The following is a 20,464-nucleotide window of genomic DNA, read 5'->3' on the forward strand; positions in this document are numbered from 1 at the left end:
CGATCACGGCGCCACCTGCGCGAGGTTGAGCAGCGCGAGGGACGCGGCGACGAGCAGGGCGTACATGATGAGGAAGGCCTCCGGCCCGGCGGGCGGGGGAGGGGCGGTCGTGTTGGTCGTGAGCATCAGGCGGTCACACCCCAGGCGGTCTCGAGCTCGGTGTCGGTCATGCGCGGGCGGGAGTGCCAGTGGTCGAGCTTGTCGATCCACCAGCCCTCCAGCTCCGCGGGGTTGAGGCAGCGCCCGTCGCGCCGGTGCTCGTCGAACGAGCGCTGCCCGTAGAAGGTGAGGTGGCAGCCGCCGCAGTGGCCGCTCTTCTCGCCGCGCTGCTTCCAGCTCTTCCCGCAGCGGTGCCGGACGATCACTCGCGCACCTCGCGCACGACCTCGGCGTGCCCGAGGCTGGCGCGGGCCAGCGCGAGGTCCAGCTCCAGGAGGAGGGCTGCGTTCACGCGCGGGCGGTCGAGCACGACGACGCGGTCCTCCCGGCGGAGCCGCACCCCGGTGAAGGCATCGGGGGTGGCGACCACGCGACGCTTGCGCAGGCCCGGGAGGTTCTTGCCGGCCCAGAGGGTGCCGCGCGCCCGGGTCGGAGCGAGGATCCACGTGACAGGGGCCTGCGCCTCGATGTGGTCCGCGACCATCTCGGCCTGCTGGCCCAGGAGCACCGCGGGCGGCGTGGTCGTCAGCGGGCTCGCGACGTACGTCAGCCCACCGTCGGGGGCGACGAAGGCGGTGAGGATCCCGCCTCCGCCCGTGACGAGCTCGGAGGCGAGGTCGTAGAAGCTGGCGATCGTGGCGTGCGCGCGGTCGGTCACTGGATCACCCACATCGGCGAGGTCTGGCCGTCCTTCGTCAGGGTCGCGACGACGCCCGGCGAGCCGGTCATGCCCGTCGCGTGCCGCCACCACGTGCTCTCCGACTCGAGCGCCGGCGTGCCGATGAAGGTCCGCGGGCCCCGGGTGTCGACGTGGAAGTGGTGCAGGTGCCCGGCGAGGAGCAGGTCCGCATCGCGCAGGGGCGAGCCGCCGAAGGCCTGGCCCTCCCACCAGTCGAAGTGCTTGCCGGCGCGGTACTGGTGGCCGTGGACGTGGGCCACGCGCGTGCCGGCGACGTCGAGCACGACGGTCATCTCGTCCGTCTCGGGGACGTAGAAGCTGACGTGCCCGAAGGCCTCCGGGTTCATGCGCGCGGCGTCGCTCACGGCGATGAGGGACTCGGTGTCGTGCGAGTCGTCGTAGCGCGTGACGCCCTTGCCGGCGAAGCGCGTCGTCTCGCCGTGGTTGCCCGGCACCGCCGCCATGCTCAGGGGCAGGCCGAAGGGCGCGAACTCCTCGAGCGCGTGGAGCATCGTCTGGCGGGTGAGGCGGATCTGCTCGTTGAGCGTCAGCGGCGTGCGCCAGACGTTCGCCCCGCCCTGCGACTGGAAGCCCTCGATGTGGTCGCCGAGCCACGCGACGTGGATCCGCGTGATGAGCTCGCTGCCCGTCTCCCGCAGCTCGCGCAGGAGGTCAGCGGCCTTGGAGATCGCCTCGAACGCGCGCTGCACGGTGCCCTCTGCGCCGTCGCCGTCGATCTTCCCGTACTGCATGTCTCCGATCGCGAGCACGAAGCCCTTGCCGCCGCCGGTGAACGTCTCGATGTAGCTCGGCGCACGCGCCGCGCGCACGCGCTCGAGCAGGTCATCGATGTCGACGGTCCGGCCCGCAGCGGCGGTGCCCCGGCGCCCGAACGTGAAGCGCGCGCTCGTGCCCTCGTCGCCCGACGGCATGGTCCAGGCCGAGGAGCGGAAGCCCGTGACCTCCCAGTCGGCGGGGTCGAGGTCGTAGCGCTCGAGCACGCTGCGGGCCTCGCCCTCGAGCTCGGCCTGAGACTTGGTCTCAGTCTTGACGGTCGCCGTGGCGACGTCGCCCTTGACCTCGAGCTCGGTGGTCAGGGTGCCCGTGCCGGCGCGGGCCGGCAGGGCCGGCGCGGTGGGCTTGGCGAGCAGGCGCTCGGCCAGCGTGTCAGTCATCGGTGGTGCTCTCCTCTGTGGCGCGCATGACGCGCCGGTACGTTCGGATGGTGCTGGGGGACACGGGGAAGCCCGCGTCCCAGAGCTCGATCGCCAGGGCCTCTGCCGCGCGCGTCGAGAGCAGGGCCCGCCGGATGTCGGCGGCCTGCTCGGGCATCGCGGCGTAGACGGCCTCGATCGAGCGGAAGGTCTGGCGCGGGCGGCTCACTTCCGATGCTTCTTGCACGGGCAGCCCCCCTCCGTGCAGGGGCCGCGCGACGAGCCGTCCGCGAGGTGCAGCCAGGGCGGGTGCCCGCAGCCCTTCGCCTTGCAGTAGCCGTAGCCGCCGAAGTCGCGACCCTCGAGGTTGGCCTCCAGGACCCCCGAGCCGGTGATCGGCTCGATCGCGTACGGGAGCCCGAGCGCGGCGCCGAGCTTCTCGGCCTCCGCCTCAGAGGGGAAGGGGCCGTAGCCGATCGGGCGCTTGTCGACCGCCTCCCGGACGAGGAGCAGGAACGACTCGCGCATGACGAGGTCCCCGTAGACGGCCGCGACGACGGCCTTCGCCATTGCCTGCCCGTCCTTGTAGCCGTCCATCTCCATGACGGCGAGGGCCGACTTCCACTCCTCGCCGCGGGCGGTGAACCTCACGAGCAGTCACGCTCCAGGACCAGGACCTCGTCGCCGTCGTCGCACGGGTACGCCACCAGGCGGCCCAGCTTCGTGACGTCGAGCTGGGAGCGCTCGACGAGGTCGGCGTACTCGGGGTCCATCCGCGGGGTGAAGACCTCGAGCCGCCGGCCGGCGCCGGCGCGGGCGTAGACGTTGCCGCCATGCTTGGGGTCGACGCCCATGAGGTGCCAGTCCGACGTCGTCTCGTCCTCGGGCGCCGGGGTCACCTTGGGGTAGGCGATCGGCACCCGGGTCACGCGCGCCCGGACGGTCATCTCGGCGAACGTGTCGGAGCGCCCGCCCCTCACTCGTCCCCCGATGAACTCCGCCCCGCCCCGCTCCTGACGGATCTCGATGTCCCGGAGCGTGACGGCCTCCAGGCCGAAGGGCTCGAGCGCTGTCGCGAGGGCGTTCGCGATGTCCTGCGCTTGGGCGACAGACTCGATTGCGATGCTGGTCATCTGCGTCACTCTCCCGATCCGCGCTGGAAGCGCTGGTAGATGGCCTCGGCGCCCTGCGCCAGGTAGAGGTCGGTCACGTCCCCGTCCGCCTTCGAGAGGCGGACACCGGAGGCGTTGCGCACGTCGCGCGTGATGGTGTTGACGAAGTCGCTGCCCGCCTCGTCGGGGTCTCCCCAGACCCAGACCTTCGAGAAGCCGGCGACGACGCGGCGGAAGTGCGGGGCCCACGACTGGGCGCCGGGGACGGCGACCGCGTGGAGGCCCACCTTGTTGAGGACGATCGCGTCGAACTCGCCCTCGGTGATGTGGAGCTCGGTGTCCGCGCGGTGCACGGCGCCGATGTTGAACAGGCGGCCCGGCTCGTGCGGGAGGCTCATGTACTTCCCGTGCTTCGACGCCGCCTTGCGGTGGTCGTGCTCCTCGATGCACCGGAAGCGCAGGCTCAGCGGCCGGCCCTCCTGGTCGAGGTAGGGGATGACGAGCATCCCGGTGAAGCGCTCGTGCCCGGGGAACGGGTCAGCGACGACGCCAACGCGGTACGTAGTCGCCTCCTCCACCCCCAGCCCCCGACCGAGCAGGTACTTCGCGGCCGCCGGCGTGAGCGCTGCCTCGTACGCCGCCGTCGCTTCCTCGAGCTCGCTCATCCTCGAGGCCGTGATCGGCCGCATAGGCTCTCGCTCCGACAAAGTCGGTCTCCTCCTTCTTCATGACCAGCGACCATCCGTCGCCGGCTTCACCGCACGAGAAGCACTTCCACAGGCCCTTGCCCAGGTGGATCGAGCAGCTCGGCGTTCGGTCTTCGTGCAGAGGGCAGGTGACCATCTGCTGTGTACGGCTCGAGAGCACCCGGACGTCGTAGTGCTCGAGCACCTTGGTCAGGTCGAGGGGCTCAGCGGACATCGACTCCGTGGAACTCCTCGATCGCCTCGATCTCCGGCACGCCCCACTCGAACGAGTCGGGGTCGGAGATGAACCCGATGTAGGCCCAGAACTCGCCGGCCGTCTTCACCGGCTCGGCCTTCACGAGGCCCGCTCCTCGAGCTCCACCAGGTGCGCCAGGAAGTCCCCGGCGCGCATGACGGCGTAGCTCTCGGCCGTGCCCTTGCCGCGCGCCTTGACGAACGCGACGGCGAGCGTCTGGTCGTCGCTCACGGCGGGCCGGTGCTTCGCGTAGTTCGCCGCCTCGGCGCGCGCCTCGCGCAGGTAGCCGGGGAGGTCGATCTTGGCCTCGTTCTTCGCCTCGACGATCACGTACTTCCCGGTGCGGGGGAGGCGGATCACGAGGTCGCCCTCGTCCTCGGTGCCCGAGAGCTCGAGGATCTCGACGTCGAGGAGGAAGGTGTCGCGCACGAGGTTGCGCACGTCGGACTGGTAGCTCGCGCCCTTGCGCTTGGAGGCGCGGGCGCGGGCGGTGGCTGCTGAGGTGGTCATCGCGGCGTCAGATCCCTTCGAGGCCGTCGGGGAGGAAGAGCGTGCGCTCCGGGTCGGCGCGCAGGGTCGCGTAGCGCTGGGCGCTCGGGTCCGAGGGGCCCATGCGCTGCTTGAGGCAGGCGACGCGGTAGAGGTACGACATCGGGTCGAGCGCGACGGACAGCGAGAGCTCGGGCTTCTCGCTCATGCCGCCCTTGACCTGGTCCCGCGACGGCGGGCGCCACGGGTCGGACTTCGCCTCCCACGACTTGTCGCTCGCGTGGTGCAGGACGATCACCGTCGCGCCGGTCGAGCGCGAGAGGTCGGAGATGTTCTGCATCGCCTCCATCTGCGCCGTGTAGTCCGCGCTGGCGCCCTCGACGTCCATGAGGTTGTCGACGACGATGACCTGCGGGTAGGCGTTGTGGAGCTCGATGTAGGCGTCGAGCTCGAGGTCGACGGACCGCCAGGAGATCGGCGAGCCGAACGAGAACGTGATCGGCACCTCGGCCAGGATCGCCATGTACTCCGCGCGGGTGTGCGGGTCGCTCATGGCGGCCTCGACCTGGTCGGTCGTCATGCCGAGCTTGGAGCAGGCGATGCGCACCGAGGCCTGGTAGGCGCTCATGTCGGCCGAGAAGTACAGCGTGGGGAGGCCCATGTTCAGGACCCACCACAGGGCAAAGCCCGACTTCTGCGTGCCGGAGCGGCCGGCGATCATGATGACCTCGCCGACCCGGGGGCGGACGCCCATCTGGTAGAGCGCGCCGAGGGCGGGCACGCGGGGCAGTTCGGGGCTGGACTGGGAGCTCAGGGTGAGAGCTCGCTGCGCGGTCAGCACGCGGGGTTCCTCCTCTCGAGACGTGCGGACGGACGGGCGGGCCGGGGAGAGGATGCGTCACTCTCCCAATCGGCCCGCCCGAGTCGTCACGTCAGGCGAGCAGGTCCCCCAGGACGTCCTCGCCCGCCGCCTCGCGGCGCTCGGCGAAGGCGATGACCTTGCCCTTGATCTCCGAGGAGACCGTGCGCCACACCCAGGCGCCGTTCGGGAGCTTCGCGCTCTTCTCGAGCTTCTCGACGGTGACGACCGTCGCGCCGCCGACGAGGTGCGCGAGCTTCTTCGCCAGGTCGATCTGCTGGATCTTCACGCCCTCGTTGCGCTGGCCGCCGTCGTTGTCGATCTCCTCCTCGGAGCCGAACACCGTGATGTCCGCGGTGATCGTGTCCTTGGGGCCGTAGTTCGTCGGGACCTGCCGCTCGAGGCTGGTGGGCTCGATGAGCAGCGCGACCGCGTGGGCGTAGTCGTCGCCCTTGAAGTAGGAGCCGCCGGTCGCGATGTCGCCGAAGGTGGGGAGTGCCATCTGTCTGTGTCCTCCTGGACGTTCGTGTGTCTGTGAAGCTGGGGGTGAAGCGGTGGGGCGAGGCTCAGAGCTCGGGGAGCTCGGCCTCCGGGAGCTCGAGGTCGTGCCGGGACAGCCAGGAGCGGATGAACGTCGTCGCCGCGAAGGGGGTGAGCACCTCGGCGCCCCCCTCGTAGACGAGCACCGCGTACTCGTCCTGCGTCGCCTCGACGGCGACGATGGTCGCGATGTTGGCGATGAAGTCGCCGCCCGGGCTGGCGACGAGGTTCTGTGCGAGCCACACGGGCTGCACGTCGAGCGCGTCGAGCTGGCGGGTGAACGACTCGACGTCGGCCTCCGTCAGCGCGGGGAGCTCGCCGGGCGGCATGTCCTCGGGCTCGAGGATCCCGGAGGCGCTCACGCGAGCCGCGCCTTGGCGGCCTTCGCGGCCTCCTGGATCGCGGGGTTGCCCTTGATCGCGGCCTGGTGGCTGGTGACGGCCGCCCGGAACTCGTCGAGGTTGGTCGCGGCCTCGAACGCCGCGACGGCCGGGTGCTTCTCGGGCTCGGCCGCCGGCGCCGAGCTCTCGCCCGCTGCCGCAGCGAACGCGCTCGAGGCGCCCGACGAGGCGACCTCGGGGGAGGCCGTGGCCGGCGCGCTGGTGGCCGCCGGGGTGTCGTTCCCGGAGGGCTTCGCGGCCGCCTTCGCGGCGGGCTTGCGCTTGGCTGCCGGCTTCGCCGGCGGCTGCGAGATGACCGCGCCGTCGAGGCTGTTCGCCACGCTGTAGGCGCGGTGCGCCGAGTTGCTCAGGTTGATGATGAGGTCCGAGACCGGAAGCTTGGCTGCGTCACTCTCCCCATCGATCCCGAAGGCAGCGAGCAGTCGCTCCTTGAGCTCCTCCGGCGTTGCGCCGCCGACCGTGAGCCACGGGGCGTCGTAGCCGCCGGCGAACTTGATGGTGGCCCGACTCTCGATCGGCCCGCCCTCGTTGGTGTCTGCCACTGTGGGCACTCTCCTCTCGTTGACTCTATCCAATGTAGAGCATCCTGCGTCACAATGCCAATCAGCCCGAGGTGGGCTGCGTCACACTCTCGATCAGCGACCGCTCGTTGACCTCGACCGCGTCGACGACCTCGAGCTCGCCGGCCTTCTCGCCGGCGACGCCCGGGCAGTAGTCCCGCACGCCGCAGCCCGAGCACATGTTCGAGACGTGGGGGATGAAGACCCCGGCCTCGATCCCGCGCCATGCGGCGCCGACCATGCCCTCGACGGCGTCGAGGTTGAACCGCTCGACGTCGACGAGCCCGGGGATGTCCCCGTCGCCGGCCATCCAGAAGGCGGCCTCGGTGATGTCGAGGCCGTACTTGCGGAGGATGCCGAGGCGGTAGGTCGCGAGCTGGAGCCAGCCCGCGGGCTCCTTGCCCGACTTGATGTCGACGATCACCATCTCGCCGGTGGGGCGGATGAAGATCCGGTCGACGTAGCCGAGGAACTTGCGGCCGGCCACGGGCTCGTCGATCTGGAGCTCGATGGCGGGCTCGCCGTCCCAGAGCGTGAGGATCTCCCAGCGCGTGAGCTTGCGCCAGTGGATGTAGGCCTGGACCATCTTGGGGCCCTCCTCGAGCCACCACTCGCGGTCCTTCTTGTTGGGGCCTCCGGTCTTGCCGTGCTTCTTGAGGACCTTGCCGGAGGCCCGGACCTTCCGCTCCTCCTCCGCGGCCTTGGCGGCCTCGACGTCGAGGAGCATCTCGAAGGCGACCTTGGACGTGACGGCGTCCTCAGACGCCTTGCCACGGTCCCAGTCCTCGGTGAGCTGGTGGACCACGGTCCCGGCGAGCGTCGCCCACCAGGTGTCGGATCCGATCTTGTGTCCCCGCTCGATCAGCCAGCGCATCGAGCACTCGGCATAGGTCGACAGGGACGAGTAGGACAGGCGGGAAGGGGACTTCACGCGGTTGCGCCTCCTAGGCGTAGCAGAGCCAGTAGATGCGGGTGCCGTTCACCACCTGGGGGAAGTAGTCCCAGCCGATCTCGTCGGCCGGGATCGCCTCGAGTCCGAGGTCCGCGGCCTTCCGTGTGAGCCTCTCGAGCTCGCCCCTCGGCGCCGCCGGGAAGAGCTCGATGTAGTAGGCCTCTTCGCCGGGGTCGACGACGAGCCGGCACCGATCTCCGGTGATGACCAGTCGGCTGCTTGAGACGGGTCGGGGATTCGCGGGAGCGGTCGGCATGGTGAGGTCGTCTACCTCCTCGTAGTGGAACGAACGGGATACCTGCGCACTCAGTGTAGCCCACATCTCCCGTTCCCAGTAGACCTCGCCCTGGCGCTCTCCCGGTGCCTTCTCGACCGTCACTGCCCCCGCTACCCCTTTCGTGTACATCCGTGCGGCTTTCGTGCCGGTGTCGACTTTAGCCCGGCCGACCCACTCGCCCGATCGCCCGTTCCGCTATCGGCAACGCGCGTGCGCCACCATCCCGTTCGGGCCGCGCCACAGCGGCCTCTCAGGCTTCGCGAACCGCGAGATTCCGCCCCGGCGGTGGCAAAGCGACAGATCGTCGTGATCTACCTCACGATGCGCTTAGGGGACGTTCTCGAGCACGAAGAAGGCCCCCACGCACTCAGCGTGGGGGCCTTCGATACTGGGCGTCAGGCGCGAGCTCGGTGGCGCTGCGGCTCGTGGATCATGTCCTTGTCGCCGGGCTCGCGCGGGATGAGGAAGAAGCCCTCCTCGGTGTCCGGGTCGTAGTGCACGACCAGGTCGCCGTCGGCGAGGGTCTCCTTGAACCGCGCGAGGCGCCCCTCGTCGTTCGCCGATATCTCCGCGCCGGCGCGACGACGCGCCTCGATGCGTAGGAGCGCGAGCGGGTAGGCCCAGCGGTGCTCCGGCGCCACGCGCCACGGGATCAGCGCCTCGTCGCGGACGAGACGGGGCTCTAGGCCCTTGCGGCGGCGGTAGTTCGCCCACAACGACGGCGTCGTCGAGATGTTGTACTTGCGCTCGTACTCCTCGACCATCCAGGCGTAGGAGCGGCCCTCCTCGAACCAGCGACGAACCTCTGTCTCGTTCTGGATCTTCGAGACTGCGGGCATGTCTCCTCCTCTTTCGATCCGACCCCCTCATGCCAGAGCGTCGGGCTAGGTTATCGAACGTATGTTCGAGAGATGTTGACCAACCTGTTATCTGTTCCCCAATCTACCGACCTGCGCCAGTGTGTCAATCGGAAGCGCTACCATCAGCGCAGCTTTCACCCAATCGTCACGTTCAATGCTCCCGCTCGCCCGGTCCCTTTGGGCATACACTCACGGGGGAGTCAAGACCCCAGGTCAGAGCAGGGAGAGAGCAATGGTTCAGGTTCAGGTGCGGCTGTGCGATGTCTGCCGCGAGCGGGACAAAGAGACGCCCGCCGAGCAGTATCGCGTGTCCAGTCGCGGGCGTACGGCCGAAGTGGACCTGTGCGAAGAGCACTCCGTCGCGCTCGAGGAGCTCCTCTCCAAGTTCGAGATGACCACGAGCCGGCGACGCCGGCAGGACCTCACGAGCCGGGTCACGACGCTCGAGGACATCGAGCGAGAGAAGCGCGAGCGGAAGCAATCGACCAAGGACCCCAAGCCCTCGTAGGGGAGGGGTGGGGGCGGCGCCAAGCGAAGGTAAAAGGCCCAGGTCGCATGACCTGGGCCTTACCTGTGTGGGTGGCTGCCTGTAGGCTTGGCCTGCCCAACTCTCCTCTGGAGTTGGCAGGCGCGAAGCCCCCGGCGAGGACATGCCATCCTCACAAACAGCCGGGGGCTTCGTCTTGCTCAGGACAGCGCAGTCCAGGCGATCGAGGCGACCGTGGTCGCGACCAGAGCGGCCGCCGAGATCGCCCCCACGGCCACAGGGCCACGGGCCCAGTCCGGGATCATCGCTCCGCCTGCGAGGCGCGTGCGCCGCCGTCCGGCGCGACGTCGTCGAGCGCGAGCCGGTCGAGGACCGGCCCGTAGCGCTCGATGGCATCGAGCATCATCCGCTCCCGCTTCTCGGGCGGGATCACGAACGCCGGCGCGGGCATCAGGCTCGCGATCTTCGCCAGGAGCGCGCGGACGTCGCCGGCGCGGACGATGACGAGCTCGTGGTCGTCGTGGCCGGCCACCTTGCGCGCGAGGCGCTGCTCGAGCTGGACCTCGGAGATGACCGGCCTCATGCGGCGGCCTTCTTCCACGGGAGCTCCTCGAGCGGCGTCCCGTGCTCGATGTCGTGCTCGAGTTGCCACGCGCCGTCGCGCCAGACGTAGACGCGGGCTCGCCGCACGCCGTAGCGGTACTCCCCGTCGGCGCCTCGGAGGTAGCGGTTCTGGCTGGCGACGGCCGCCCGCGCTCGCGCCATGGACTCGTGGACCTTCACCGCCGCGGCGCTGCGCCACGGGATGATCGTCATGACCGGCGGCCCGGTCGGGATCTTGTACGTGTCGATGAAGTCGGTGATCGGTCAGCCCTCCAGGCTGTAGAGGAGGCGGATGTGTCCCTCGACCCACGAGAGCGGGACGAGCTGCATGTTGTGGGCGTCGAGCCCGACGTGGAGCTGAGGGGTGAACGGGATGCGGGCCGGGGCCACGCTGAACGTCTCGGCGCTGTGGGTGTGCCCGTGGATGAGGGGCAGGCCCTCGTTGCGGAGTCGGTACTGCGTGTGCCGATCGCCCACGCGCCCGGCAGTGTCGCCGAAGTACGGGAAGTGCGAGAGGAGCACCTCCCGCCCCAGCACCCGACGCCGAGCGAAGGCCTGCGCCGACGAGAAGACGTCGAGGTACTTCGCCGCCTTGCGGTGCGCGTCCCGGTGCATCGGGTGGCCCTGGTCGTGGTTGCCCCAGATCAGGTGCTTCTCGCCCGGGAGGCTCTCGAGCACGTTGAGCGCGTACGCCGGCGAGCTGACCGCGAGGTCGCCGAGCACCCACACCTGGTCGCCCTTGCGGACGACCGCCTCCCACGCCTCGACGATCGCAGCGTCGTGCTCCTCCTGGCCGGCGAAGCCCCGGAGCGCGGCAACCTTGTAGTGGCCGAGGTGCAGGTCGGACGTGAACCAGACGTTGCTCATCGGGCCGCCCCCTGCCGCACGACGTCCGCGGCGTGCAGGACAGCATCGCGGATCTCGCGAGAGCTCCACTCGTCCTCCCAGCCGTTGCCCTCGCGCATGTCCGTCGCGAGCTCCTCGACGCGCAGCGCTGCCGCCTCAAGCGGGTCGTCTCCGAGGAACGCGGTGAGCGCGTCGCGGACCTGCCGCGCCTGCGCCTCGTCGAGGTGCGCCGAGCCGTCGTTCGGCTTGTCGCCGCTCGCAACCGCACCGCCCTCGGTGAAGATCCAGACGGCACGGCGGCTCGCGGCGCTGGACTCCTGGACCCGCACTCGGGCGCCGTAGGTGTCCTCGAGCTGGGCGTAGCCGGCGAAGCCGCGGGGCGTCTCGTAGCTGGTGTCGGTCATCGGCGCAGCGCCTCCTCGACGGCCTTGCGCACGCGGGCGATGGAGTCGACGGTCGGCGGGTACGTCGCGCGCTCGCGCTCCCACGCCCACTCGCTGTTGCGCTGCCCGTCGATGACCGCGTCGAAGTCGCGGAGGTGGTGGATCACCGTCGCGTCGCGCACCGTCGTGTCCTCGAAGGGTGACGGGCACGAGCAGCCCGAGTCGCTCGCGATGAAGAGCGTGCCGGTGTCCTTGTGGCGGAAGACCGCCGTCTGGTTGAAGTCGTAGCTGGCCTCGCCCCACTGGATCGTGCCCAGCTCCTCGAAGGCGTGCTCGGGCGTGGACTCCCAGCTCCACGGCGCCCGGAGTCGGGCGTCCAGCGGGATGGTCTGCGCGACGTCGACGACGTCGAGGGTTGCGGTCATCGTTCGTTCTCTCCTCTGGTGGTGCTGAGCGCCCCGGCCCGTCTCGAACGGGCTGCGTGCCTGCATGGCGGGGCTGGCGATCACTCGCCGAAGGTCGCGCCCTCGACGGGCTCGGGCTGGAGCTGGAACGTCCCCTCGCCGTACTGCTTGACGAGGCCGTAGGCGTTGCTCAGGACGACGCCGAGGACCGTCGGGTCCGGCGGCTCGAGGTGGAGCCCGTAGACGTCGCCGTCCGTCACGACGAACGTCTGGTGCCGGGGCTGCTGCGGGACCGGCTCGACGATCTTCTCGATCGTCAGCGTGGTGACCGGGGGCATCTCCTCGACGTCGAGCTCGGCGAGGGTCTCCGGGGCGCTCATGCGCCCACCAGCTCGCGGATCTTGACGGCGCGGCGCACGTGGCCGGCAGCCTCCTCGTCGAGCGAGATCCCGGTGACCTTGAGCTCGTCGGCCCGGGCGCGCGCCGCGGTGAGGATCGCCTCAGCCTCGAGCTCGCCGGAGCGGAGCGTGATGTCCGCGAGCTCGTGCGCCTGGCTCGCGATCTCCTGGAGATCCCGGGCGCTGGCGTCGAGCGCGTAGGCGGCCTCCTCGAACACGGCCAGCGCGTTCGACCCGTTCAGGCTCGCGATCTGCGCGCGCTCCTCAAGCGGCAGGTCGAGCGGGTCGACCTTCTTGCGGTTGAACAGCCCCATGTGGGGCACCTCCTCTGGGTGGGCGGGTACTGCTGAGCGCCCTGGCCCGTCTCGAACGGGCTGCGTGCCGGCACGGCAGGGCTGGAGGTCACTGCTGGGGGGCGGCGAGCTCCGGGAGCTGGAGCATCGGCGTGGAGCCCTCGGGGACGATGAAGACCGTGCCGGCGTCGAGCGCGGCGATGTAGCGGTCGGTGAGGATCTCGGGCGTGAGCGCCTGCGTCGCGACGGCGTTCTTCTCGGCCTCGATCTTGGCCCGCTCGAGGTTCGCCTTCTCCGTCTCGACGGCGGTCCGCGCCTCCTGGGCCCGGGCGAACGCGGCCTTGACGTTCTCGGGCTGGACGATCTCCTGGATCGAGACGTCCTCGACGATGATCCCGTCGGCGGCCCACTCGGCGACGAGCGCGTCGCGGACGTTCGCCTGCACGTCGGCCCGGTTGTTGAGGAGCTCGAGCGAGCCGTACTGGCCCGGGATCTCGCGCGTCGCCGACCGGATGCCCGGCTCGATGAGCTTCGTGACGAGGTTCTGCTGCGTGCCGAAGCGCGCGTAGAGCTCCTCGACCTTGTCGCCGGCGATCGAGTAGCGGACCGTCAGGTCGAGGTTGGCGTCGACGCCGTCCGCGTCCTGCACCGTGATGCGCGGGCCCGTCGCCGAGCCGCCGTTGTAGTTCGTCTCGCCGCCCGCGGCGTACTCGACGACGTTGTCGCGGACGTCCCACGGGATCGCCTTGACCCAGGGGGCCTTGAGGTGGAAGCCGGGCTCGGTGGACTCGCCGACGATCTCGCCGGAGAAGGAGCGGAGGACCTTGGCCTCGCCGACGTCCTGGCGGTGCACGGACATGAGGCCCGTGATGACGAGGGCGCCCGCGACGACGCCGCTGACGATGACCTTGGTGCTGTTCGACATGCTGGTGTTCTCTCCTCTGATGGGGGTCTTGCTGCGCGCCCTGGCCCGTCTCGGACGGGCTGCGTGCCTACACGGCAGGGCTGGAGCTGGAGCTCCTAGAGGTGCTGCTCGATCAGGTCCGCGATCTGCGCGAACGTGTAGCCGAAGTCGTCGTTGAGCCCCGCGAGGCTGACGGTGGGGGAGCCACCCAGGCGCTCACTGATCGCGTCGGGGGTAGGGACCTCCCACACCGCGCCATCCGGCGACTCGAAGGCCCACTCGGCGATCTCGAACACGGGGCCGTAGAGCGAGAAGCGCTCGCCGTCGACGCCGTAGCGCGCCCTGATGCTGGACGCCTCGCGAACGGCGGCGCCGGCGTCGACGGCGACCTTGCACAGCACGCCGAGGCAGCAGAAGCCGACCGGGAGGCTGGGGCCCTCGCCCACGGTGCGCTCGAGAACGCCCCGGGTCTGCGTGTACTCGCCGGAGCGGAGTGCCTCGAGCCAGGCCGCCTTGACCTCGGGCTTGAGCTTGGGGACGGTCCGGGCCTCGGGGGCGACGGCCTCGGTGGTGGTGTCGGTCATCGTGCGTTCTCTCCTCGGGTCGTGCGTCAGTAGGTGGCGGTCAGCCCGGAGCGGGGCCGGCGCCGGAGTGATGCCTGGAGATCGAGGCCGGCCCGGGTGAGCCGACCGCGGGCCTTGGGCGCCTTGCGACGCCCCTCGCCCTCGATCCGGTAGGTGCGAGGGCCGGTCTCCCCGTCCATGCGCCGAGCCATCTCGCGGCACTCCTCGCACCGCTTGCACTCGGCGGCGAGGCCGTCGTACTGCTCGACGTCGACCTCGAAGCGCGTGACGTCGAACTCGCCGCCACAGGTCCAGCAGAACTTCGCGCGACTCGCCGTCATGCAGCCGCCCTCCGTCGGTGCCCGCGCCGGGCGCTCGGGAGGTGGCTCAGGTCGCGCACCGGGCGCCCCTGGGCGGTGCCCGCGCGGTACGCCGCGCGCCACGCCTCCTGCGTCGCCCAGAGCACGGTGACGACGCGCCGGTGGAGCGTGCCCTCCTCGAGCTCGCCGAGCGCCACGGTGATACGCCCCCGGGTCTGGTTCGTCTTGCCGTAGGTGGGGGAGACCCACCAGCGCTCGGGCTCCTCGACGGCGGCGCGGATCTCCTCGGGCGTGAGCCCCATCTCCGCGGCGCGCTCCGAGGCGTGCTTCGTCATGGACCAGGTCTTGAAGACCGCCCGCTGCGTGTCGAGCATCAGGCCGCCACCTCCTCGTACTCGCGGCGCGACATCGACGTCAGGTGGACGCCTCCGAAGTCGCACTCGTAGTGCCTCTGCTCGAACTTCATGCCGCGGGCCGTGCCCACAGCGGCGCGGATCCGGCGGCGCTTCGCGGTGACGCGCCCGAGGGCCCGTTCCGCGTTGTGCGCGTCGCCGTAGCCGCGCTTCCCGCACGTGCACATCGAGTAGCCAGTTCGCCGTGCCATGCCTCTCTCCTCTGGATCTCGGGGGCCGGGGCCCGTCAGCCCTCGCGGACCAGCGCGAACGGGAAGAAGAGGTTGTCGTGGGCGTCGGCGATGAGCTCGGGGGTGGTGAGCGGCACCGGCGTCGAGAGCGGCTCGCCGTGGAGGCCGACGGCGGACGAGAGCATGTGCCAGCCGTGCGGGCCGGCGACCCACAGGTCGCCCTCGGCGTCGAGCATCGCGGCGCCGGTGCCCAGCTCGTAGACCTCGCCCTCGGTGAGGATGCGAGGCGTCTCGGCGGCCTGGCGGATCGCTTCGCCGCCCGCCTCCATGAGCAGGTCGACGACGGCGACGGCGATGACGCCGCCCATGCTCACCGCGAGGCGGATGCCGTCGCGCAGATCGGGTGCCTGGAACGTGGTGCTGGTCATGCGGGTCTCTCCTCTGGGGGTTTGGTACTGCATGGTGCGTCACTCTCCCTATCGGGTCGAGAGAGTGGACGCGATGCTCCGCAGGACCCGGTCGGCCTTGCGGTGCAGGTCGTCGATCGTCCCGTCGTTGGCGACGATGTAGTCGAAGTCGGCGAAGTCGTCGAGCGCGACCTCGCTCACGTGGGGGTGCTCGTCGACGGGGAGGCCGGGGCGCTCGACCCGCACGAGGAAGCCGGAGAGGTTCTGGATCGCGCGCGCCTCGTTCGGGAAGCGCACGTCGGTCACGACGACGTCGGTGTTGACGAGCCCGTGGACGCGGTCCTCCAGGACCTCGACCCAGGTGTCCTCGCCGATGATCCGGCGGACGCCGTCGGTTCCGAGGCGCTGGAGGAACAGGCGCACCTCGGGGACGAGCTCCTTCGCCCGGTCCCAGCCGAGGTCCTTGACCGCCTCGGACAGGCGGATCTTCTCGACGCGCCCCAGGCGGTCGGGGTCGTGGGGGTCGAGGACGAAGCGCGCGCGCACGATCGGGTCGATGGCGAGGGCCATGTCCCGCAGCGCGTCGGCGAAGGCGACCTCGACGTAGTCGTACTCGTTCACCAGGTGCGCGGCGAACGTGTTCTTGCCGCTCTGCTTGCGGCCGCTCATGCCGATGACCTCGGACATGCGTCACTCTCCCTATCGACTCAGAGACACGCCGCCCAGCGGTTCACCAGGCGGCGTGTCTCCAGTGTAGGGCATCTCGGGCGTGATTGGCAAAGTGACGCAGCGCTACTCTCCCGATGCCGCGTGGTGCGCGTTCAGCGCCGCGACGATCTCCTCGGCGGCCTCGGGGTCGGCGTACGCGATCACCCCGCGCTCGGCGTCGACGACGACGCACCAGCGCGCCTCACCGAACTCGCCGCGGATCCGGTCGATCGCGACCTGGTCGCTCACGCCCGGGACGATCTCGGAGATCCAGAACCTCGGCGGCCGCGCCACGTCAGGCCGCCTTCGTGTAGACGCTCGTCCCGTCCGAGAACGTGCCGAGCTTGCCGTACTCCTCCAGGTAGACCGCCTCGCGGATCACGCCGGCGAGGTGCTTCGCCATGCGCTTCGTCCAGCCCTCGCGCAGCGTCTCCTCGTGCCGCCACCAGTCCGTGTCCGCCCAGCCCCCGTGCGTCCTGCGGTCGCTCCGGGCGGCGATGCTCACGGCGATGAGGTCGCCGTACTGGGTGACCAGGACGTCGGCCATGCCGTTCGTCGCGACGACGCGGTTCTCGCGCCCGCTCCAGGTGCTCTCGTCCTCGGCGTAGAAGCTCGGGTAGCGCTCGCTCAGCGCCTCGGGGAGCCGGTCGATCAGGTCGGAGTAGACGTGCTCGTGGTCCTGCTCGACGATGTCGTCGGACACGTCGTCGAGCGTTGCCTCGGGGTCGTCCTCGCGGAGGTACTCCAGCCACGACGCCTTGACGTCGTCGGCGTCCGGCAGGGCGAAGTAGAGCACCTCGACGGCGCCCGGTGCGGGCAGGATGCTGCGTCCCATGGTGGTGTCCTCTCGATCGTTGGCAGGCTCGTCAGGCCCCGGATGCCGCCGGGGCGACGCCCCGAGGGGCGTTTCGCCGTGGTCAGGTGCGGGGAGCCATGTCGTGCGCCCAGGCCGTGACGACCTCTCCCCAGGCCATCTCGACGTCGTAGCGGCCGTCCCCGTGGGCCAGGACGACGCGCCCCGAGCCGCCGCTCACGAAGACGTGGCGCCCGACCTCGTAGGTCAGCGTCGGGGGCCGGCTGCGCCTCACGCGGCGACCCTCACGCTCTCGACGTGCGTCGCGGCGTGCTCGCTCGCGAGGTGCTTGGTCTCGGCGAGCTGGCGCTTCGCCCTGTCGACCTCTGCGAGCAGGCGCGGCAACTCCCGTCGTGCGGCCTGGCGCGCGGCGAACCGCAGGTCTTCGCGTGCCATCGTGAGCGCCGCATCCCGGCGCCTGCACTCGGGGCAGCCCGTCCTTGCGCTCACGCCGTCACCCCCGCGGCCCGGGCGGTGCGGTCCGCTGCCAGCCGGGCCTTCGCCTCAGCGCGTGCGCGCTTGAGCAGCCCGGGCGCGCGCTTCTCGACGGCGACCTCGAGGTCGGCAAGCGCCCAGCCGGGCACCTGCGTCAGGCTGTCCCGCTGGCGCGCGCGGGCCATCTGCCCCTCGCTCAGGACGACGAGCAGGACGGCCGCAGCCTCCCCGACCTCGTCGCGACGCTTCCCGCTCACAGCCCGGCCTCCTGGCGTGCGGCGTCGAGCGCGGCCATGGCGACCGCGACGACGGCGTCGGCCGCCTCGCGGAACGCGCGCTGCGTCGCGCGGTCCTCGTCGTCGTAGTAGCCGTACTCCTCGCCCTCCATGCGGTCGGTCGTGTCGCCGATCGCCTGCTGGCCCGAGTCGAGCACGTCGACCAGGGCCTTGATCTGCTCGGGCGTGAGGTCGAGCGTCACGCGCACCGTGCCGGGGGCAGGGGCGTCGGCACGGACGATGCTCGCGAGTCCGGCCTGGCTGTTCACGCGGTGCTGGCCCGAGTCCACGTGGGGCGGGCGCTCGGCGTCCTCGACAGGGCGGAGCAGGTGCAGGATCTCGCCGGTCGTGTCGGTCATTGGTCTCTCCTCTGGGGATCGGCAGGCTCGTCAGGCCCCGGATGCCGCCGGGGCGACCGGGCGGTGCCCGGTTTCGCCGTGGTGCTCAGGGGCGCTCGGAGGCGATGGCCTCGGCGGTCTCGACAACCTCGTCGACGTCGGCGGGCTCGTCCGCGAGGATCTCCAGGTCGCGGACGTGGACGACGCTCTCGGGCAGGCCGCCGCGCGCCGGTGCGGCGCTCACGACGTCGCCCCGCTCGGCGTCGGCCGCGTAGCCGGCCTTGTACGCGATCGTGTCGATGAGGTCGTGCTCGATCCGCAAGGCGATGTCCTCCTCCGTCCAGTCTGCGAACGGGGCCACGAAGACCTCGACCTCGACGGTTGCGCGGACGGACATCCTGCGGACGCCACCCTCGGCCAGACGCTCGGGCAGCGCCGGGAGCGGCGGGATGGTCGGGAACGCGGTGCTCATGGGTCTCTCCTCGTGTCGCGGCAGGCTCGTCAGCGGCGCCATGCCAGGGCGCCGGACCGGGGCGGGCCCCGGTTTCGCCGGTCAGAGGTACTCGATGCTGTCCTCGTTGACGTCGCGGCGCGCCATGCAGCCGCCGCAGAACAAGTGCAGGTCGCCGTCGCCGTCCTCGCTCCAGTCCTCGGAGCCCTGGAAGTAGGCCGTGATCTTGTCGCCCTCGACGACGGTCGCCCACGTCCGGCCGTAGCCGTCCTCGTGCAGCGACCAGTCGTGCTCCCCGCCCTCGGGGCGCGCGGGGCAGGGCTCGTCGGCGAGCGCGCGCCGCTTGTCCTGCTCGAACTCGTCGACCTGGCGCAGCGCCCGGGCGAGCAGGGCACGCACGCGCTCCGCGTCGCCGCTCAGGACCACGGCCTCGTCGGCCCCGAACACGATGCCGACCTCGCCCGGGATCGCGTCCTCTTCGTCGACCTCCTCGCCCGGCTCGGTCTCGCCGTGCCAGGCGGCCCCCTCGACCTCCAGCGCGACGCTCGTGTACTTCGCGTCCATCCACTCCACGCGCACACCCATGTCCATGTCCTCTCTCGCTGGCAGGCTCGTCAGCGCGCGGATGCCGCCGCGCGGACGCCCCGAGGGGCGTTTCGCCGTGCGCCGTCAGGCGCCGGTGTGGTCGGGGTCGTCGGGGTCGATGATGTGGACGTCCCAGGCGGGGTCGAAGCCGTCGATCGTCACGGTGTTGCAGTCGAGCGAGTCCTCCTCGCAGAGCCCGTCGATGAGGAGCGCCTCCTCCATCGCGAGCACGGCGGCCGCCTCGTCGGGGTAGGGCCCGACCAGGGCGTCGGGGTTGTTCTCCCGCTCGATCAGGACCCAGTGCCCGTCGGTCGTGGCGGTCCACCACACCTCGCGGTCGTGGCCGTGGTCGCCGTCGTGGCCGTCGGAGAGGATGCACTCAGAGTCGGTGCGGCAGCCGTGGGTCTTGTTCGCCTCGGCGTCGTCCGCCACCTCGTGCCGACCGTCCGCACGGAGCCGCGTCAGGGCGCTCATCCGTAGACCACCTTGCCGAGCGCGGCGATCTGCACCAGGACGTCGGCGGCCTCGGCGTCGATCAGGTCGGGCTCTCCCGCGTCGAGCGCCTCGGCGAACTGCGCGAGGATCTCGTTCGAGATGGCGCTGTGGTCGCCTGCGGCGATCTCGGCCCACGCTTGGCGGATCTGCTCGCCGGTCAGGTGGTGTGTCACCTCGTCGTCGCCGTCGCCGACCTCGACGAACACGAAAGCGTCGCCCTCCTTCCAAGCCTCGCGCGGCGCGCTGGCCGCCCAGTACGTCATCCAGTACCCGGCGATGTCGATGATGTTCTGGACGTGCTCGTCGGTGATCTCGACGTGGCGCACGGTCACGACCTCGACGGTCGTGCTCGGGCGCTCCAGCGTCTCGGTGCTCATGGGTGGTTCCTCTCGGTGGTGGCAGGCTCGTCAGGCCCCGGATGCCGCCGGGGCGACGCCCCGAGGGGCGTTTCGCCGTGGTCAGAGGGTCGTCAGGAAGTCGGCCAGCTTGAGCCCCTGCTCGTCGGTCAGCCAGCGGATCTCGACCTCGGAGACGCCCCCGCCGTCGTGCGCCTTGAACGTGGCGGACGGCTTCCCGCTGTCCGACCCGTGGTAGGGCGTGGAGACCTCCCCTCGCGTCTCGACGATCCGGGCGCCCTTGCCGAGCCGGTCGGCGATGGCGGCGCGCAGGTCGCGCCCGGCGCGCACCGCGGCGTCGTGCTTGGCGTTGGCCTCGACCGCCTCGCCCAGCATCTCCAGGTAGCCGGGGAGCAGGCGCCGGGTGATCTCCCGGGCGATGGCCGCGGGGTCGCGGTCGCGACGGACGGTGATCGAGTCCTTGCGCTCCTCGTCGTAGCGCTTGCTCCAGCCCCGGGCGTGCGGCTCCTCGGGCTTGGGGTAGAGGCCCTGGACCTCCAGGCGGTCCGCGTTGTTCCAGGCCAGCGTCAGCCAGAGCCGCGCGCCGTCGGGTCCGTCGACGTAGACGCCCCGGTACTCCTCCCACTGAGGGTCGGCGTCCACGCTCCAGCCCTCGCCCAGCGCGGTCACGACGTGGCCGACGGTCTGGCGCAGGATCTCGCGCTCCTCGTGCGTGCTCATGGTCTCTCCTCGGTTCGTTGGCAGGCTCGTCAGGCGAGGGATGCCGCCCTCGCGACGCCCCGAGGGGCGTTTC

General features: G+C 70.9%; 44 protein-coding genes, 4 other RNA genes and 1 pseudogene. 2 read left to right on the forward strand and 47 right to left on the reverse strand.

Going from position 1 to position 20,464, the window contains the following annotated elements:
* Positions 1–3: 3 nt before the first annotated feature.
* The 18 genes and pseudogenes from ABRQ22_RS14610 to ABRQ22_RS14695 all read right to left on the reverse strand — a co-directional run bounded on the left by ABRQ22_RS14610 (position 4) and on the right by ABRQ22_RS14695 (position 8,963).
* Positions 4–126: a hypothetical protein gene (locus ABRQ22_RS14610; RefSeq protein WP_353707242.1), complete on the reverse strand. Its 123-nt coding sequence runs from the start codon at positions 124–126 to the stop codon at positions 4–6.
* A complete protein-coding gene (locus tag ABRQ22_RS14615) occupies positions 126–365 on the reverse strand; it encodes a hypothetical protein (protein WP_144721138.1) in 240 nt (79 codons plus the stop codon). Before ABRQ22_RS14615 ends, ABRQ22_RS14610 begins: the two co-directional genes overlap by 1 nt.
* Complete coding sequence (locus ABRQ22_RS14620) at positions 362–817, reverse strand: hypothetical protein (RefSeq protein ID WP_353707243.1); 456 nt, start codon at positions 815–817, stop codon at positions 362–364. Before ABRQ22_RS14620 ends, ABRQ22_RS14615 begins: the two co-directional genes overlap by 4 nt.
* Positions 814–2,013 (reverse strand): hypothetical protein, encoded by a 1,200-nt coding sequence (locus ABRQ22_RS14625; RefSeq protein WP_144721142.1) that lies wholly within the window; start codon positions 2,011–2,013, stop codon positions 814–816. Before ABRQ22_RS14625 ends, ABRQ22_RS14620 begins: the two co-directional genes overlap by 4 nt.
* Positions 2,006–2,221: a hypothetical protein gene (locus ABRQ22_RS14630; protein ID WP_144721144.1), complete on the reverse strand. Its 216-nt coding sequence runs from the start codon at positions 2,219–2,221 to the stop codon at positions 2,006–2,008. The genes ABRQ22_RS14625 and ABRQ22_RS14630 overlap by 8 nt, the downstream gene beginning before the upstream one ends.
* Positions 2,218–2,643: a hypothetical protein gene (locus ABRQ22_RS14635; RefSeq protein WP_144721146.1), complete on the reverse strand. Its 426-nt coding sequence runs from the start codon at positions 2,641–2,643 to the stop codon at positions 2,218–2,220. Before ABRQ22_RS14635 ends, ABRQ22_RS14630 begins: the two co-directional genes overlap by 4 nt.
* Positions 2,640–3,125 carry a hypothetical protein gene (locus ABRQ22_RS14640; RefSeq protein WP_353707244.1) on the reverse strand — a complete coding sequence of 162 codons (486 nt, stop codon included), beginning with the start codon at positions 3,123–3,125 and terminating at the stop codon, positions 2,640–2,642. Before ABRQ22_RS14640 ends, ABRQ22_RS14635 begins: the two co-directional genes overlap by 4 nt.
* A 5-nt stretch (positions 3,126–3,130) precedes the next feature.
* The gene (locus tag ABRQ22_RS14645; RefSeq protein ID WP_353707245.1) at positions 3,131–3,769 is read right to left on the reverse strand and encodes a hypothetical protein; all 639 of its coding nucleotides are present in this window, start codon (positions 3,767–3,769) and stop codon (positions 3,131–3,133) included.
* Between the two features lie 25 nt (positions 3,770–3,794).
* A pseudogene (locus ABRQ22_RS14650) lies at positions 3,795–4,025 on the reverse strand (CHC2 zinc finger domain-containing protein); the annotation flags it as partial.
* Positions 4,015–4,149 carry a hypothetical protein gene (locus ABRQ22_RS14655; RefSeq protein ID WP_255437961.1) on the reverse strand — a complete coding sequence of 45 codons (135 nt, stop codon included), beginning with the start codon at positions 4,147–4,149 and terminating at the stop codon, positions 4,015–4,017. The pseudogene ABRQ22_RS14650 and the gene ABRQ22_RS14655, both read right to left, overlap by 11 nt.
* A complete protein-coding gene (locus ABRQ22_RS14660; RefSeq protein ID WP_144721154.1) occupies positions 4,146–4,556 on the reverse strand; it encodes a hypothetical protein in 411 nt (136 codons plus the stop codon). The genes ABRQ22_RS14655 and ABRQ22_RS14660 overlap by 4 nt, the downstream gene beginning before the upstream one ends.
* A 7-nt stretch (positions 4,557–4,563) precedes the next feature.
* On the reverse strand, positions 4,564–5,376 hold the full coding sequence (locus ABRQ22_RS14665; protein ID WP_353707246.1) for an AAA family ATPase: 813 nt from the start codon (positions 5,374–5,376) through the stop codon (positions 4,564–4,566).
* Between the two features lie 91 nt (positions 5,377–5,467).
* Complete coding sequence (locus ABRQ22_RS14670; protein WP_353707247.1) at positions 5,468–5,896, reverse strand: hypothetical protein; 429 nt, start codon at positions 5,894–5,896, stop codon at positions 5,468–5,470.
* Between the two features lie 64 nt (positions 5,897–5,960).
* On the reverse strand, positions 5,961–6,296 hold the full coding sequence (locus ABRQ22_RS14675) for a hypothetical protein (RefSeq protein ID WP_353707248.1): 336 nt from the start codon (positions 6,294–6,296) through the stop codon (positions 5,961–5,963).
* On the reverse strand, positions 6,293–6,886 hold the full coding sequence (locus ABRQ22_RS14680; RefSeq protein WP_353707249.1) for a hypothetical protein: 594 nt from the start codon (positions 6,884–6,886) through the stop codon (positions 6,293–6,295). Before ABRQ22_RS14680 ends, ABRQ22_RS14675 begins: the two co-directional genes overlap by 4 nt.
* A gap of 52 nt (positions 6,887–6,938) precedes the next feature.
* Positions 6,939–7,826, reverse strand: coding sequence for a PD-(D/E)XK nuclease family protein (locus tag ABRQ22_RS14685; protein ID WP_353707250.1), 888 nt, complete (start codon positions 7,824–7,826; stop codon positions 6,939–6,941).
* Positions 7,827–7,839: 13 nt separating this feature from the next.
* Positions 7,840–8,226 carry a hypothetical protein gene (locus ABRQ22_RS14690; protein ID WP_353707251.1) on the reverse strand — a complete coding sequence of 129 codons (387 nt, stop codon included), beginning with the start codon at positions 8,224–8,226 and terminating at the stop codon, positions 7,840–7,842.
* Positions 8,227–8,519: 293 nt separating this feature from the next.
* Complete coding sequence (locus ABRQ22_RS14695) at positions 8,520–8,963, reverse strand: hypothetical protein (protein WP_353707252.1); 444 nt, start codon at positions 8,961–8,963, stop codon at positions 8,520–8,522.
* Positions 8,964–9,216: 253 nt separating this feature from the next.
* Here ABRQ22_RS14695 and ABRQ22_RS14700 point away from each other — a divergent pair, with 253 nt between their 5' ends.
* Positions 9,217–9,492, forward strand: coding sequence for a hypothetical protein (locus ABRQ22_RS14700; protein WP_353707253.1), 276 nt, complete (start codon positions 9,217–9,219; stop codon positions 9,490–9,492).
* 280 nt (positions 9,493–9,772) lie between these two features.
* On the opposite strand, the gene ABRQ22_RS14705 is transcribed toward ABRQ22_RS14700, so the two are convergent.
* Together ABRQ22_RS14705 and ABRQ22_RS14710 are read right to left on the reverse strand one after the other, a co-directional pair.
* Positions 9,773–10,054 (reverse strand): hypothetical protein, encoded by a 282-nt coding sequence (locus tag ABRQ22_RS14705; RefSeq protein WP_353707254.1) that lies wholly within the window; start codon positions 10,052–10,054, stop codon positions 9,773–9,775.
* Positions 10,051–10,236 carry a hypothetical protein gene (locus ABRQ22_RS14710; protein WP_353707255.1) on the reverse strand — a complete coding sequence of 62 codons (186 nt, stop codon included), beginning with the start codon at positions 10,234–10,236 and terminating at the stop codon, positions 10,051–10,053. The genes ABRQ22_RS14705 and ABRQ22_RS14710 overlap by 4 nt, the downstream gene beginning before the upstream one ends.
* Here ABRQ22_RS14710 and ABRQ22_RS14715 point away from each other — a divergent pair.
* Positions 10,235–10,357, forward strand: a complete 123-nt coding sequence (locus ABRQ22_RS14715; RefSeq protein WP_353707256.1) for a hypothetical protein — start codon at positions 10,235–10,237, stop codon at positions 10,355–10,357. The genes ABRQ22_RS14710 and ABRQ22_RS14715 overlap by 2 nt on opposite strands.
* On the opposite strand, the gene ABRQ22_RS14720 is transcribed toward ABRQ22_RS14715, so the two are convergent.
* The 27 genes from ABRQ22_RS14720 to ABRQ22_RS14850 form a co-directional block, all read right to left on the reverse strand.
* Complete coding sequence (locus ABRQ22_RS14720; protein ID WP_353707257.1) at positions 10,339–10,941, reverse strand: metallophosphoesterase; 603 nt, start codon at positions 10,939–10,941, stop codon at positions 10,339–10,341. The two genes, ABRQ22_RS14715 and ABRQ22_RS14720, sit on opposite strands and share 19 nt — an antisense overlap.
* On the reverse strand, positions 10,938–11,324 hold the full coding sequence (locus ABRQ22_RS14725; protein ID WP_353707258.1) for a hypothetical protein: 387 nt from the start codon (positions 11,322–11,324) through the stop codon (positions 10,938–10,940). The genes ABRQ22_RS14720 and ABRQ22_RS14725 overlap by 4 nt, the downstream gene beginning before the upstream one ends.
* The gene (locus ABRQ22_RS14730) at positions 11,321–11,728 is read right to left on the reverse strand and encodes a hypothetical protein (protein ID WP_353707259.1); all 408 of its coding nucleotides are present in this window, start codon (positions 11,726–11,728) and stop codon (positions 11,321–11,323) included. The genes ABRQ22_RS14725 and ABRQ22_RS14730 overlap by 4 nt, the downstream gene beginning before the upstream one ends.
* Before the next feature lie 80 nt (positions 11,729–11,808).
* Positions 11,809–12,087, reverse strand: a complete 279-nt coding sequence (locus ABRQ22_RS14735) for a hypothetical protein (protein WP_353707260.1) — start codon at positions 12,085–12,087, stop codon at positions 11,809–11,811.
* Complete coding sequence (locus ABRQ22_RS14740) at positions 12,084–12,419, reverse strand: hypothetical protein (protein ID WP_353707261.1); 336 nt, start codon at positions 12,417–12,419, stop codon at positions 12,084–12,086. Before ABRQ22_RS14740 ends, ABRQ22_RS14735 begins: the two co-directional genes overlap by 4 nt.
* Positions 12,420–12,507: 88 nt before the next feature.
* The gene (locus ABRQ22_RS14745) at positions 12,508–13,323 is read right to left on the reverse strand and encodes a prohibitin family protein (protein ID WP_353707262.1); all 816 of its coding nucleotides are present in this window, start codon (positions 13,321–13,323) and stop codon (positions 12,508–12,510) included.
* A 95-nt stretch (positions 13,324–13,418) separates the two neighbouring features.
* On the reverse strand, positions 13,419–13,886 hold the full coding sequence (locus ABRQ22_RS14750) for a hypothetical protein (RefSeq protein WP_353707263.1): 468 nt from the start codon (positions 13,884–13,886) through the stop codon (positions 13,419–13,421).
* Positions 13,887–13,912: 26 nt separating this feature from the next.
* Positions 13,913–14,206: a hypothetical protein gene (locus ABRQ22_RS14755; protein ID WP_353707264.1), complete on the reverse strand. Its 294-nt coding sequence runs from the start codon at positions 14,204–14,206 to the stop codon at positions 13,913–13,915.
* Entirely contained in the window at positions 14,203–14,559 is a 357-nt protein-coding gene (locus tag ABRQ22_RS14760; protein WP_353707265.1) for a hypothetical protein, read from the reverse strand. The genes ABRQ22_RS14755 and ABRQ22_RS14760 overlap by 4 nt, the downstream gene beginning before the upstream one ends.
* Entirely contained in the window at positions 14,559–14,789 is a 231-nt protein-coding gene (locus ABRQ22_RS14765; RefSeq protein ID WP_353707266.1) for a hypothetical protein, read from the reverse strand. Before ABRQ22_RS14765 ends, ABRQ22_RS14760 begins: the two co-directional genes overlap by 1 nt.
* Positions 14,790–14,824: 35 nt before the next feature.
* On the reverse strand, positions 14,825–15,196 hold the full coding sequence (locus ABRQ22_RS14770) for a hypothetical protein (protein WP_353707267.1): 372 nt from the start codon (positions 15,194–15,196) through the stop codon (positions 14,825–14,827).
* Between the two features lie 48 nt (positions 15,197–15,244).
* Positions 15,245–15,862 carry a hypothetical protein gene (locus ABRQ22_RS14775; protein ID WP_353707268.1) on the reverse strand — a complete coding sequence of 206 codons (618 nt, stop codon included), beginning with the start codon at positions 15,860–15,862 and terminating at the stop codon, positions 15,245–15,247.
* Between the two features lie 105 nt (positions 15,863–15,967).
* Positions 15,968–16,132, reverse strand: coding sequence for a hypothetical protein (locus ABRQ22_RS14780; protein WP_353707269.1), 165 nt, complete (start codon positions 16,130–16,132; stop codon positions 15,968–15,970).
* Positions 16,133–16,178: 46 nt separating this feature from the next.
* Positions 16,179–16,718, reverse strand: coding sequence for a hypothetical protein (locus ABRQ22_RS14785; RefSeq protein ID WP_353707270.1), 540 nt, complete (start codon positions 16,716–16,718; stop codon positions 16,179–16,181).
* 17 nt (positions 16,719–16,735) lie between these two features.
* An RNA gene (locus ABRQ22_RS14790) (hammerhead ribozyme type II) lies at positions 16,736–16,797 on the reverse strand.
* Between the two features lie 3 nt (positions 16,798–16,800).
* On the reverse strand, positions 16,801–16,971 hold the full coding sequence (locus ABRQ22_RS14795) for a hypothetical protein (protein ID WP_353707271.1): 171 nt from the start codon (positions 16,969–16,971) through the stop codon (positions 16,801–16,803).
* On the reverse strand, positions 16,968–17,132 hold the full coding sequence (locus tag ABRQ22_RS14800) for a hypothetical protein (RefSeq protein ID WP_353707272.1): 165 nt from the start codon (positions 17,130–17,132) through the stop codon (positions 16,968–16,970). The genes ABRQ22_RS14795 and ABRQ22_RS14800 overlap by 4 nt, the downstream gene beginning before the upstream one ends.
* Before the next feature lie 50 nt (positions 17,133–17,182).
* Positions 17,183–17,428: a hypothetical protein gene (locus ABRQ22_RS14805; protein ID WP_353707273.1), complete on the reverse strand. Its 246-nt coding sequence runs from the start codon at positions 17,426–17,428 to the stop codon at positions 17,183–17,185.
* Positions 17,425–17,805: a hypothetical protein gene (locus ABRQ22_RS14810; RefSeq protein ID WP_353707274.1), complete on the reverse strand. Its 381-nt coding sequence runs from the start codon at positions 17,803–17,805 to the stop codon at positions 17,425–17,427. Before ABRQ22_RS14810 ends, ABRQ22_RS14805 begins: the two co-directional genes overlap by 4 nt.
* A gap of 16 nt (positions 17,806–17,821) precedes the next feature.
* Positions 17,822–17,884, reverse strand: an RNA gene (locus tag ABRQ22_RS14815) — hammerhead ribozyme type II.
* Between the two features lie 6 nt (positions 17,885–17,890).
* The gene (locus ABRQ22_RS14820) at positions 17,891–18,256 is read right to left on the reverse strand and encodes a hypothetical protein (RefSeq protein ID WP_353707275.1); all 366 of its coding nucleotides are present in this window, start codon (positions 18,254–18,256) and stop codon (positions 17,891–17,893) included.
* Positions 18,257–18,337: 81 nt separating this feature from the next.
* Entirely contained in the window at positions 18,338–18,820 is a 483-nt protein-coding gene (locus ABRQ22_RS14825) for a hypothetical protein (protein WP_353707276.1), read from the reverse strand.
* 24 nt (positions 18,821–18,844) lie between these two features.
* Positions 18,845–18,896: hammerhead ribozyme type II (locus ABRQ22_RS14830), an RNA gene on the reverse strand.
* Positions 18,897–18,904: 8 nt separating this feature from the next.
* Complete coding sequence (locus ABRQ22_RS14835; protein ID WP_144721205.1) at positions 18,905–19,294, reverse strand: hypothetical protein; 390 nt, start codon at positions 19,292–19,294, stop codon at positions 18,905–18,907.
* Complete coding sequence (locus ABRQ22_RS14840) at positions 19,291–19,692, reverse strand: hypothetical protein (protein WP_353707277.1); 402 nt, start codon at positions 19,690–19,692, stop codon at positions 19,291–19,293. Before ABRQ22_RS14840 ends, ABRQ22_RS14835 begins: the two co-directional genes overlap by 4 nt.
* A gap of 16 nt (positions 19,693–19,708) precedes the next feature.
* Positions 19,709–19,770: hammerhead ribozyme type II (locus ABRQ22_RS14845), an RNA gene on the reverse strand.
* A gap of 3 nt (positions 19,771–19,773) precedes the next feature.
* Positions 19,774–20,391 carry a hypothetical protein gene (locus ABRQ22_RS14850; RefSeq protein WP_353707278.1) on the reverse strand — a complete coding sequence of 206 codons (618 nt, stop codon included), beginning with the start codon at positions 20,389–20,391 and terminating at the stop codon, positions 19,774–19,776.
* Positions 20,392–20,464 lie beyond the last annotated feature (73 nt).

The organism is Cellulosimicrobium sp. ES-005 (assembly GCF_040448685.1).
Taxonomy (GTDB): Bacteria; Actinomycetota; Actinomycetes; order Actinomycetales; family Cellulomonadaceae; genus Cellulosimicrobium; species Cellulosimicrobium cellulans_G.